General features: G+C 73.3%; 9 protein-coding genes. 3 read left to right on the top strand and 6 right to left on the bottom strand.

Features of this window, described 5'->3' with window-relative positions; all coding sequences use genetic code 11:
* Positions 1–447: 447 nt before the first annotated feature.
* A complete protein-coding gene (locus AB0L34_RS30000) occupies positions 448–2,880 on the top strand; it encodes a M14 family metallopeptidase (protein WP_363708591.1) in 2,433 nt (810 codons plus the stop codon).
* A gap of 105 nt (positions 2,881–2,985) precedes the next feature.
* On the opposite strand, the gene AB0L34_RS29995 is transcribed toward AB0L34_RS30000, so the two are convergent.
* The 3 genes from AB0L34_RS29995 to AB0L34_RS29985 all read right to left on the bottom strand — a co-directional run bounded on the left by AB0L34_RS29995 (position 2,986) and on the right by AB0L34_RS29985 (position 7,822).
* A complete protein-coding gene (locus tag AB0L34_RS29995) occupies positions 2,986–5,037 on the bottom strand; it encodes a sialate O-acetylesterase (RefSeq protein WP_363708589.1) in 2,052 nt (683 codons plus the stop codon).
* Positions 5,038–5,377: 340 nt separating this feature from the next.
* Positions 5,378–6,565 (bottom strand): DNA polymerase IV, encoded by a 1,188-nt coding sequence (gene dinB, locus AB0L34_RS29990; RefSeq protein ID WP_363708586.1) that lies wholly within the window; start codon positions 6,563–6,565, stop codon positions 5,378–5,380.
* 120 nt (positions 6,566–6,685) lie between these two features.
* Positions 6,686–7,822 (bottom strand): EamA family transporter, encoded by a 1,137-nt coding sequence (locus tag AB0L34_RS29985; protein WP_363708584.1) that lies wholly within the window; start codon positions 7,820–7,822, stop codon positions 6,686–6,688.
* Positions 7,823–7,891: 69 nt separating this feature from the next.
* On the opposite strand from AB0L34_RS29985, the gene AB0L34_RS29980 reads away from it, so the two are divergent.
* Positions 7,892–8,773, top strand: a complete 882-nt coding sequence (locus tag AB0L34_RS29980; protein ID WP_363708582.1) for a LysR family transcriptional regulator — start codon at positions 7,892–7,894, stop codon at positions 8,771–8,773.
* Between the two features lie 117 nt (positions 8,774–8,890).
* Here AB0L34_RS29980 and AB0L34_RS29975 read toward each other — a convergent pair whose 3' ends face one another.
* Genes AB0L34_RS29975 through AB0L34_RS29965 form a run of 3 tightly spaced genes read right to left on the bottom strand, consistent with a single transcriptional unit; the run spans position 8,891 to position 10,264 of the window.
* Positions 8,891–9,232: a hypothetical protein gene (locus tag AB0L34_RS29975; protein ID WP_363708580.1), complete on the bottom strand. Its 342-nt coding sequence runs from the start codon at positions 9,230–9,232 to the stop codon at positions 8,891–8,893.
* 50 nt (positions 9,233–9,282) lie between these two features.
* On the bottom strand, positions 9,283–9,807 hold the full coding sequence (locus AB0L34_RS29970) for an N-acetyltransferase (protein ID WP_363708578.1): 525 nt from the start codon (positions 9,805–9,807) through the stop codon (positions 9,283–9,285).
* A gap of 58 nt (positions 9,808–9,865) precedes the next feature.
* The gene (locus AB0L34_RS29965) at positions 9,866–10,264 is read right to left on the bottom strand and encodes a DUF2809 domain-containing protein (RefSeq protein WP_363708576.1); all 399 of its coding nucleotides are present in this window, start codon (positions 10,262–10,264) and stop codon (positions 9,866–9,868) included.
* 290 nt (positions 10,265–10,554) lie between these two features.
* On the opposite strand from AB0L34_RS29965, the gene AB0L34_RS29960 reads away from it, so the two are divergent.
* The gene (locus AB0L34_RS29960) at positions 10,555–11,943 is read left to right on the top strand and encodes an alkaline phosphatase PhoX (RefSeq protein ID WP_363708574.1); all 1,389 of its coding nucleotides are present in this window, start codon (positions 10,555–10,557) and stop codon (positions 11,941–11,943) included.
* Positions 11,944–11,995: the final 52 nt, after the last annotated feature.

Here is an 11,995-nt window from a genome sequence, read left to right as displayed (position 1 = left end):
GGCCCCGGCCCGGGCGCGGGGGCGTTCCCCCCGGGCTTACGGGGGTCCGGTCCCACCCGCAATTCCCGGGTTACCGGGGGCCCCGGGCCCGTTCTGGGCCGGGGCACGCGGGGAGGTGCCCGGGGATCAGTGGTGCCCCCGACCGCCGGGGCGAACCCGGGGGCTTTCCGGAGTATTGACAGATCACTTTGGGCGCACTGAGGATTGGCGCAGTCCACCGACCGTCACCGGAGCAGCCTCCCGTCTATCAGCCCGACGACGTTTCCGCAGCTCGGCGATGCGGCCAGCGTCGGTCCGCCGCAACCGGACAGCACCACCACCTTCCTTCCACCGTGTCGTGGCGCCGCAGGCGTGGCGCGCGACCGACGGGGCGGAGCCGCGTACCCCGGGCGGGCCCCTCGGCCATCTCGTTCGGTCACCCGTGCCGACGAACAGAAGGGTCGACAGATGCGTGATCCCCTAGGTCCCCGGTGGCGACGCCGCCTTCCCCTTCCCGCCGTGTTGGCCGGGGCCGTGGCCGTGGTGCTGCTGGTCAGCCCGGCCTCGGCCACCGCGCCGTCCGCCGCCCCCGCCGTCGACCTGGTCCGGGTCGGCGACGAGGAGGCGAACGTCGTCGAGGTGCTGCTCGCCGGCACCGCACAGCTGGACGCCCTCGTCGCCACCGGCGTCGACCTCGACCACCACGTCGCCCACACCGAGAACGGCGTCGTCGCGCACGCGGTCGTCACGGCCGGCGAGGCGGCGGCGCTGACCGGGGCCGGCTTCACGCTCGGCAGGGTGCTGCACCGGCCCGCCGATGCCCGGGAGCGGGTGGCGGAACGCGAGGCGACCATCGCCGGCCACGTGGCCGAGAACCGGCAGTTCGCCGCCGCCGCGGCCGACCCGACCGCCCCGGACGCCTCCGACGTCAAGATCATCCGGGCGGACTGGTACACCTCCGGGACCAGCCAGATCCTCTCCGTCGAGGCGAAGTGGGCGCAGGGCCAGACGGCCGCGACCCCCCTCACCGTCGAGCGGGACAGCGGCCCCGGCACCGAGTTCGGCTCCGGCGGGACGCAGACCATCTCCCGGTTCGTCGACGCCGGCGTCTACCTGTACCACCGGGGCGCCGCCACGGTGACCAGCCGCCCCGACCGCATCCGGATCACCAGCCCGACCGGTGACGTGGCCGTCGCGCAGGTGCGGGAGTGGCTGCCCACCCCGGGCACCGGCCCCGAGGGCCCGGGCTACCAGAAGGACTTCGTCACCAGCTATCTGACGCCCACCGAGCTGTACGCGCGGATCCACCAGCTGGCCGCCGAGTTCCCACGGCTCGCCGAGGTCGTGGAGCTGCCCTACAAGACCAACGGCTACCGGCGGCACGCGCAGGCGGTGCTCGGCGCCGCCACCGCCAGCCGCGTCGCGGTGGACTCCCTCGCCTGGGGCCACGAGGGCGGCAACGCCATCTCCGTGGAGCTCGCCGACCCGGGCGCGGCGAACACGCCGCTGTCGGTGACCGTCACCGGCTCCGCGGTACGGGTCACCCTGGGCACCGACGGCGCGGGCGCGGTGACCAGCACCGCCGCCCAGGTCGTCGCGGCGCTCAACGCCGGTGCCGGGGCGCTGCTGCGGGCGTACACCTATCGGGGCAGCCCGGGCACCGGCGTGGTCGCGCCGGCGCCTCGGACCCCGCTCAGCGACGGCCTCAGCGCGCCCGCCAGCGTCTCCCGCGACCCGCACCCCGTGTACGCGATCCGGATCGGCAAGCACCGCGACGGCTCGAAGCTCGGCGTGCTCGCCTACGCCCAGGAGCACGCCCGCGAGTGGGTGCCGCCGCTGGTCACCGTCGAGACCGCCGAACGGCTGCTGCGCAACTACGCCCACGACGGCCAGACCAAGCAGCTGCTGGACAACCTCGACATCTGGATCGCCCCGTCGGTCAACCCCGACGGCGGGCACTACTCGTTCTACGACTTCAACTCCCAGCGCAAGAACATGACCAACCACTGCCCGTCGACCGGGGCCGCCGACTTCCTGGCCCGCAACTCGTGGGGCGTGGACAACAACCGCAACTACACCGAGTACAGCCTCTTCGACGGCTACTCCGGCGCGTCGTCGAGCTGCACCAGCGGCACCTATGCCGGCCCGAGCGAGCTGTCCGAGCCGGAGAACCGCAACGTCGACTGGCTGGCCGCCCGCCCGAACATCAGGTTCTCGATGAACCTGCACTCGTCGGGCAACTACTTCATGTGGTCGCCGGGGGCGTACGCGCTGCCCGACCGGGTCTCCGCGCCGCGGCCGACCCTGGCCGAGGAGTCGGCTTTCTGGGGCGCGTCGTCGCGGATCCTGGCCGCCATCAAGCGGCACCGCAACATGGCGGTCACCCCGGCGCGCACCGGCCCGATCTCCGACGTGCTCTACTCGGCGGCCGGCAACTCCGGGGACATGCTCTGGTACAAGTACGGCATCTACGCCTGGAACTTCGAGGTCGGCACCTCGTTCCAGCCGGAGTGGGACGAGGCGCACGACGAGACCATGGAGTTCGCCAACGGCCTCGTCGAGCTGATGCGGGTGGCCCGTGACTTCGCCAAGGACAACAGCCGGCCGCGCAGCACGCTGGCGGTCGCGCCGAGTTCGACGCCGGGCATGGTGACCGTGACGTTCTCCACGAGCGAGCCGGCGGCCGTCTTCTACACCCTTGACCGGGCCGCCCCGACGTACGCGTCGACCCTCTACGGCTCCGCCGGCGTCCGCGAGGGCGGGGAGACGCTGACCGTCCCGGCGGGCACCACGGTCCACTGGTTCTCGGTGGACTCGGCGGGCAACGTCGAGAACAACTACCGCCCCGACGGCAACGGCAGGAACTACCGCCAGGGCACCGCCGTGCTGCCGGCCGGCTGACGGACCTCCGACCGTACCGACGGCCCGGCGGGCCCTTGCCGTGGAGCTGGAACGGCGCGAACCACCTCGGGTGGTCCGCGCCGTTCCGGCCCTGCCGGCCACCGGTCAGGCGATCGGCAGGTTGTGGAAGGTGAGCAGCCCACTGCCCGTCGCGTTGACGATCCACGGGCCGGCGCGCAGGTGGCTCAGGTAACTCACCCCGGTCGCCCCGTCGGCCGGCGCGGAGAGCCTCAGCACCAGTCGACCGCCCGCCCGGTATTCGACGCCGGTGACCGTCGCCGTGCTGCCGTTGACCCGGAAGTCGGCCGCGGCACCAGGATCGACAACCAGCGGGTCGTCGCTGCGCAGCTGCACCGTCACCTCGGTGCGCTCGGCGTTGGAGAAGGTCGCGCTGCGCGGGTTGGGAGGTGCCACTCCGGCACTCGGCCCGTGATACAGGTCGCGGGCCACCACGGCGAACGTGTGGTCGCCCATCTCCCGGTAGCCCTGTTCCCAGGCGTAGTGGCATCCGTCGTGGCCGGACAGGCCGTTCGTGGACAGCAGGGTGACGCCGAGGGTGTCACCCATCTGCCGCTGCGCCTCCCGCAGCGCTCCGGTGGTGCTGTTGCCGCAGGGGGAGGTGCGGACCTGGTAGACGAAGTACCGGGCGCCGTCGCCGGCGCGGGTGCCGATCTCGCTGCGCCAGTCGGTGAGCAGCGCGGTGAACCCGGAGATGTGGACGGCGGCGTTGTCGTTGTCGGACTCGCCCTGATACCAGAGGAGACCGCGCACGTCGGCCCGGACTCCGGCGGCGACGAGTCGTTGCCGCAGCCGTCCGTAGTTGGTGCCGATGGCGTCGGGGTCGGCGTCGTCGCGCTGGAAGAACGAGATGGGTCGGCCGCCGTGGCCACCGTTGACGAGGGCGACCGGGACGCCGTAGGTGTCGACGATCCGGCGGGCCATGCGAATGCCCCACTGGCCGACGGAACCGGGCTGGTTGGTGACCTCGCTGGCGGCGTAGTTCCAGCTGCGTTCCGCCGCGGACAGCACCGGGTCCGCGGTGGGCGAGCCGTAGCTGCGGATGAACGGCGACTCCTCGCCGGCGGACGAACCCCGGTACACGGCGGAGACGGCGTTGGACTGGCCCTGGATGACGTAGACGTCCCCGGCCAGGACGCCCTCCCACAGGCCGGCCCGGCGGGTGACGCCGGCGCCGAGCGCGCGCAGCTCGAACCGGTACTCGCGTAGCGCGGCGTCGATGCGGGGGCTGAAGGAGAAGTCGCGCCGGTCGGTGACCGCCGTGAGGTAGGTCCACTCGTCCTCGCCGCTCGTCACCCTCAGCTGCACCGCCTTGACCCGCGGATCGGTGACCGTCCCGGAGACGGGCACCGTTGCCGCGTTCGAGGCGTCCCGTGGGTACAACTGGCGGTCCTGCGGGTGCTGGTCGAGGGTGAGCACGGAAGGCCGGGCGTACACGGTGAGCCGGCGCTGCGTGAAGGTGCCCGCGTTCCCCGCGAAGGTCCAGTCCGGGTGCCCGCTGGGCGCGGGGCCGATGCCGAGCGAGAGTGGCGCCCCGGAGGAGGTGAAGGTGTTGACCGCGAGCACCGTGCGGGGCGTCACGGACGACGGGCGGGTGGCGCCGACCTGGTGCACCTGGAACGACCCGTACCCGCCGGACGGGTTGACGGTGTCGTCGGCGTCGTAGACGCTCGGCGAGGCGCCGGCGATCTGGCGGGACCCTCCGCTGCTGTAGGTGTGGGGCCACATCTCCACGTGACCGGCCAGGTCGGTGCCGGTGGTGACGCCCGGGACGTTCGACGCGACCTCCAGGTCGCTGACCCGCTGCCGGATGATCTCCCCGGCGTGGGTCGGCAGGCCGAGCCGGCCGGCGTCGGTGGTGAACGGCGCCATCGCCGTCCACACCCACTGCGGGCCCGCCGGAGTAGCCAGCTCCAGGCAGTATCCGACCCGGTCGAAGCCGGCGGCCACCTCGGCGGTGCGGTCGAAGGCGTACGGCGGAGTCTGGTTCAACCAGCTGGCCCGTTCGGGCAGGTCGAGCGCGAGGACGGGAGTGAAGTCGGCCATGCCGTCGACGTTGGCGGCGCACGAGGTGCCGTCGACCGGCCTGGAGCTGACAGGATCGGGTGCGGCGCCGGCGGCAGGCGGCTGCCCGACCACCACTGCGACGGTGGACAGGAGGAGCCCTACGGCGGCGATCGCGGCACGGCGTGTGTCGCGTGTCCGCCGGGAACGGGGTGGACGGGGCATGACTCGGACCTCCAGCAGGTCGGGTAGGTCGGGTCCGCCGGATCGGCGTGGGTTATGCCTAGCTATCGATATTCATCGGCCGCAATGCGCATGCGATGAGCGGTGGGATCGCCGCGGCGGGAGCGCATGTCACGGCGATGAACGGGTGACCGGTTGCGGGTGTCGCCGCCTCGCCTCGGCCAGACGCGAGACGACGACGGCGGGCATCGGAAACCACCGTCAGGACCACTGCTTGCTCCGCCGCCTTCGATCAGTCCGGCAGCAGCGGCATCTCCAGCCCCCGCTCGCGGCCCAGCAGCGCCGCCCGGGTGAGCGCCGCCGACCCGAACCGGTCGCGCACCGCGTCCACCGCCGCGTCCAGGTCCGCCCCCGGGTCGCGGTCGAACGGCAGCGGCGGCTGAACGGGGGAGTCGTCCAGGTTGCCCACCGACACGCCGATCAGCGTCACGCCGCGCCGCTCGATCTCCGGCAGCGCCACCCGCAGCAGCGCCCGCGCCGCGCCGAGCAGCGGCGTCGTGTCGGCGGTCGCCTTGGCCACCGTGTGCGAGCGGGTCGCGCGGGTGTAGTCGCCGAACCGCAGCCGCAGCGTCACCGTCCGCCCCGCCCGCGCCGCCGCCCGCATCCGCCGGGCCACCCGGTCGACCAGGCCGGCGAGAATCGCCTCCAACTCGGCGGGGGAGTGCGGGACGGGACCCAGGGCGTGCTGCGCGCCCATCGACCCACGCCGGCGGCCGACCTGTACCGGCCGGGGGTCGCGGTTGTGTGCCAGGGCGTGCAGGTGCCGGCCGGCCCCCGCGCCGAGCAGCGAGACCAGCGTCGCCTCGCCGAGACGGGCGACCTGCCCGACGGTGCGGATGCCCCGCTCGCGCAGCTTCCCCGCGGTCACCGGCCCGACACCCCACAGCCGCTCCACCGGCAGCGGGTGCAGGAAGGCCAGCTCCTCGTCCGGCGGCACGACCAGCAGGCCGTCGGGCTTCGCGACGCCGCTGGCCACCTTGGCGAGGAACTTCGTCCGGGCCACGCCGACGGTGATCGGCAGGCCGACCCGCGCGCGCACCTCCCGGCGCAGCCGGGCGGCGATGTCGGCGGGCGGCCCGACCAACCGCCGCAGGCCGCCGACGTCGAGGAACGCCTCGTCGATGGAGAGGCCCTCGACGACCGGGGTGGTCTGCCGGAAGATCTCGAACACGGCGCGGCTGGCCGCCGTGTAGGCCGCCATCCTCGGCGGCACGACGACGGCCTCCGGGCAGAGCCGGCGGGCCTGCCGGCCGCCCATCGCGCTGCGTACGCCCCGGGCCTTCGCCTCGTAGCTGCACGCCAGGACCACGCCGCCGCCGACGATCACCGGCCGGCCCCGCAGGCGCGGGTCGTCGCGCTGCTCGACCGACGCGTAGAACGCGTCCAGGTCGGCGTGCAGGATGCGGGCCTCGCGCGACACGAACACATGTTCGCACGGGGCGGGTCGACATCGGCGCTGACCTGCCCGGACAGCGTCGGGCCGTCACCGCCGCGACGGGGAGGCCGAGCGGGGCGCGCCCGCCGTACGCCTTGCGACTCCTCACTCCGCGAGCGTTGGCGCTCGCCTCCCGGTCCCATTCGTCACCGGCGGCACGGCTTGGCCGGTTCCTCGATACGGGCGCCTGGATCCCGACCGCCGGTATCTCGGGCTGACCGCATGTCCGGGCCGGCGGAGCACCCCCACCTTCCCGGGTCGACGCCAACCGGCCTGTCCAGTCGCGGTTGGCGGCGTGGTCCCCCGACCGGTCCGGGCACGAGTCGTCGCGCCGTGCCGTGCCCTGGCTGCCGCGGCGGTCTGGACGGCCAGGGTGTTGGCCGTCACGATGATGGCGATGCCGAGCCACTCGTGGGGTTTCAGGACCTGGCCGAGGAGGACGAGGCCGGCGAGCGCGGCCAGTACCGGGTGGACGCTCATGAACACGCCGAAGAAGCGGGCCGGCACGGTACGCAGCGCGACCAGGTCGGCGGCGTAGGGCACCACCGAGCTGAGGATGCCCGCACCGACGGCGTAGAGGATCGCGGTGCCGGCCAGTCGTCCCTGCGCGAGCAGGGTGGCCGCGACCGGCAGGTAGAGCAGCGCGGACACCAGGGTCGCCGCCGCCGGTGCCTGCAACCCCGGCAGGCGGGCCCCAACGAGCCGGTTGAGCAGGATGTACGCCGCCCAGCACGCCGCCGCGAGCAGGCCGAGCCCCACTCCGAGGTGGTCGCTGGCCGGGCCCGGTAGGACCAGGACGTACACGCCGACGCAGGCGCCCGCCGCGCAGAGCAGGTCGAGCCGGGTTCGGGAACCGGCCAGGGCGACGGCGAGCGGGCCGAGGAACTCCAGGGTGACGGCCATGCCGAGCCCGATCCGGTCGATCGCGGTGTAGAGGCTGAGGTTCATCGTGGCGAAGACCAGCCCGAGCAGCAGGGTCGGCCACCACTGGGCCCAGGTGAAGCGACGCAGGTTCGGGCGTACGGCCGGCAGCAGCACCGACGCCGCGACGAACTGCCGCACGGCGACGACCCCGGCGGGCCCGAGGGCGGCGAACGCGTGCGCCCCCACGGCCGCCCCGACCTGGCTGCTCGCCGCGCTTGCGGTCATCGTGACGATCCCGCGCAGCAGCGGCCCACGGCCGTCGCCGGTCGGTTGGCGGGGGGCCTGAGCAGCAACGTCACCTGCCGTCTTCACGGTCATGACGGCAGTGTCGACCCGCTCCGACCGATACCAGAAATGCACCAGCCGCCAGAGTTATACGCTCGGCGTATGGATGTGCAGCTGCGTCAGCTCCGCACGCTCGTCGCGGTGGTCGACGCCGGAACCTTCACCGACGCGGCGGCTGTCCTGGGGGTCTCCCAAGCGGCGGTCTCGCGTTCCGTCAGCGCTCTCGAGGCGACGCTCGGCGCTCGCCTGCTCCAGCGAACGACCCGGCACGTCTCGCTCACCGGCACCGGCACCCGCGTCGTCGCCGCCGCGCGTCGGGTGCTCGACGAGGTCGCCCACCTGCGACGGATCGTCGAGGAATCCCGCACCGAGCTGCGGGTCGGCTACGCCTGGGCGGCGCTGGGCAAACACACCAGACGACTGCAGAAGACCTGGGCCGCCGCCCACCCCCAGGTGCCGCTGGTGTTCGTCCAGTCCAACACCCCGACCGCCGGGCTCAGCGAGGGCACCGCCGACGTCGCCGTGATCCGCCGGCACCTGGCCGATCCCCGCTTCGACACCGCACTGCTCGGCGTGGAGACCCGCTACGCCGCCGTGGCCACCGACAACCCGCTGGCCCGGCGACGATCGGTACGCACCGCCGACCTGGCCAGATACCCCGTCGCCATCGACAGTCGAACCGGCACCACCACACCCGCCCTGTTCCAGCCGGGCGCCGAACCCGCGACCATCCGCACCACCCACGGCGTCGACGAGTGGCTCACCCTCATCGCCGCCGGCCAGGCGGTCGGCATCACCTCCGAGGCCACCGCCAACCAGAACCCCCGGCCCGGGGTGGCGTACCGCGCCGTCCGCGACGCCCAGCCGATACCGGTCTGGCTGGCCTGGTGGAAGGACGACCCACCCGCCCACCTCACCGAACTCGTCAACCTGGCCTGCGAAACCTACCGGACGGTCCCACCCCGGCAGGGCCGCCCCGCGTAGTGGCGGGCGCCGCCCAGGCCGAACATCCCGAGCCCGCGCCCGCCAATCCCACTACCGGCGAAGACCCGACCACCACGTCAACCGACGGGGCGAGTGACGTGGAGGCGTGCGGAGCTGTCAGGCGACGCGCGGGGCAGCGACGATCGGGAGCAGGCTGCGGGAGGCGGGCCGCTCGATCTCGCCGGTCTGCTCCACGGCCGAGGCGGCACGGGGGCGGGCCGGTGCGGCGCCCTGCGCGGGCCCGTCCGGGGCGGGGGCGGTGATGTCGGTGAGCAGCGACAGCAGCCTCGGCAGGTCGGCGGCGGCCAGCCGGAAGGAGCCCCGGCACACCGTGCCCGACCACAGGGACAGCACCACGGCGCCCCGCTCGGGATGCCAGCTCACCCGCATCGTCCGGTCGCTGCCGCGCAAATCGGTGAACAGGTCACCGAAGCTCGGCATCGGTAGAACCTCTCCCATCCGCCAATCATGCCCGACGATCGACAGGCGGCAAAGGCCGTCGGGGCCGCCTACAAGTCGTCGAAGGGGCGGGCGTAGGTGAACTCGCCCCGGATCGACGGCCGCCAGGCGCTCATCGGACGCGCCATGAAGTACTGCGGCCCCCACGGCTGCGGCGGGGTGACGCCGAGGTCGACGGCCGGGCCGAACCCGAAGCGGGGGTAGTAGCCGGGGTGGCCGAGGAGCACCACCAGCGGCTCGTCGAGCGCGTCGGCCGCGCCGAGCACCGCGTGCATCAGCGCGGAGCCGACCCCGCGCCGCTGCCAGGCCGGCAGCACGCCGAGCGGCCCCAGCCCCAGCGCGACCGGCTCGCCGGCCACCCGGCCCCGGGTGCACACCACGTGCCCCACGACCTGCCCGTCGTCGTCGGTCGCGACGAGGGAGAAGGCGGGCAGCCACCCGGCGTCCGCCCGCAGCGCGTCCACCAGCCCGGCCTCCACCGGTACGGCGTCCGGCTTGTCGGGATCGGCGAAGGCGGCGAGGTGCACCGCCCGGACGGCGTCGATGTCGGCGGGGGCCTCGCGTCTGATCAGCACCGTGCCACGATAGGCGGGGCGGGCCTCCCGGCGCCCCCGATTTATCGGCGCCGACCGTTCAGTCCGCGCGCCGCCGGCGGGAGTGGCGCACGAGCTGTGCCAGCGCCACCAGCGGCAGCACCCCGACGGGGTACCAGGCGAGGTCGACCGGGTCGAACCGGACGCCGAGCACGAGCCGGGCCACCAGGCTGCGCGCCGACAGCGCCGCCGGGATGCCGGTCAGCTGCGACACCTCGACCGCCCAGCAGAAGGCGACCGCCGCCGCGCCCGCCGACAGCGGCGCCGTGCGCGGCCGGAGGAACAGCACCCCGGCCCAGACCATGGACCCGTACAGGGCGGTGCCGGAGTGCTGTTCGAGGCCGCCGCCGGCCGTCGCGCGGATGACGAGGGCGACCGCGAGGAACACGGCCGCCGCCGCGAGCATCAGGATCCGGCACCGCCGAGGAGTGATCGACATTCCGGCGATGCTAGGCCGTGTCTCACCGGAGACCTCGTCCCGAGCCAGGAGCGCAACGCGGCGACGAGGTGGATCTGGTCCGCCGGCCGCCGCCGCGCCGGGGCTGGGCGCTTGCCGTTCGCCTGGATTCCGAGATCTTGACCGGTTGAGCCGGGTCGGCGGTCATCTTTCACGGGGATCAAATCGATCAACATCTTGACGGGTGGGGCGGGATGTGACGTAGTTGATCGAGCGGATCGGATCGATATCGGCCGGCCCGCTACGGTCTGTGACGTCTAGGAGGCTTGTCCGTGTCTTTGTCTCGCCGTCAGTTCCTGTCCCGCTCGGCCGGAGCCGGTCTCGCCGTGGCCGTGGCCGGTTCGGTCGACGCCCTGTTCACCGCGGCACCCGCGCTGGGGGTGTCCGGCCCGGAGGTCGGGTACGGTCCGCTCGTGCCCGACCCGGCGGGCATGCTCGACCTGCCGGTGGGCTTCCGCTACACGGTGCTGTCGCGCGAAGGCACCGTCCGGCCGGACGGTGGTATCGTGCCGAGCCGGTTCGACGGTATGGGTTCCTTCGCCGACGAGGCGCGTGGCACTCGCCTGGTGCGCAACCATGAGTGCTCCCCGACCGCGAAGATCAAGGTGGTGGCTCCGCCGGAGCGTACGTACGACCCGGCCGCCGGGGGCGGGACCAGCACGCTCGCCGTCGACGCGTCGAACCGCGCCGTCTCCGAGCACGTCAGCCTGGGCGGCACGGCCATCAACTGTTCCGGCGGCCGGACGCCGTGGCACACCTGGCTGACCTGTGAGGAGACCGAGGACAAGGCGGGTGTCCGCGGGTACACGAAGGACCACGGGTTCATCTTCGAGGTCGACCCGTACGACGATGCCCGCAACACCGATCCGACACCGCTGACCGCGATGGGCCGGTTCCAGCACGAGGCGGTGGCGGTCGACCCGCACACCGGCATCGTCTACGAGACCGAGGACGCGTTCGTGGCGCCGCTGGGCAGCTTCTATCGCTTCCTGCCGAACCGGCCGCTCGGCGGTCACGGGAGCCTGCGGGCAGGCGGCCTGCTGCAGGCTCTGCACGTCCCGGACCTGCCGGACCTGTCGGTGGTGACCGAGGCGGGCACCTCCTTCTCCGGCGTCGAGTGGCTTGACGTGCCGGACCCGCTGGCGACGACGGAGTCGGTCCGTGCCCAGGACTACGGCAAGCCGATCACCGGTGGGTACAAGATCGAGGGCGCCTGGTGGGGGGAGAAGGACGGCTGCGCCTACTTCGTCTCGTCGTTCGCCCGGCGTGAGCTGGGCTCGGCCCGCGACCACGACGGCCAGGTCTGGCGGTACGACCCCCGAGCCAACACGTTGCGCCTGGAGACCATCTTCACCCGTCCGACGCCGGCGCCGCAGAACCCGGAGTTCGACGCCCCGGACAACATCTGCATGTCGCCGTACGGGGGCCTGATGATGTGCGAGGACGGGATCGGGGACCAGCACATCCTTGGTACGACCGCCGACGGCGAGGTGTTCGTCTTCGCACGTAACCGGGTCAACGTCGGCACCGCCGGGGACCCGGAGTACGGCGAGTTCGCCGGCGCGACGTTCTCCGCCGACGGCCGGACCATGTTCTTCAACGTCTACAACCCGGGCATCACGTACGCCGTCACCGGCCCGTGGAACCGCCGCCAGGGCTGACCACGCAGCCGCCCTGCGGGGCTCCCCGGTCCACAACGACCGGGGAGCCCCG

Origin of the sequence: Micromonospora sp. NPDC052213, assembly GCF_040679695.1 — a bacterium.
GTDB lineage: Bacteria > Actinomycetota > Actinomycetes > Mycobacteriales > Micromonosporaceae > Micromonospora.
The sequence above is the reverse complement of the archived record's forward strand: the minus strand, read 5'-3'. Positions and strand labels throughout refer to the sequence as shown.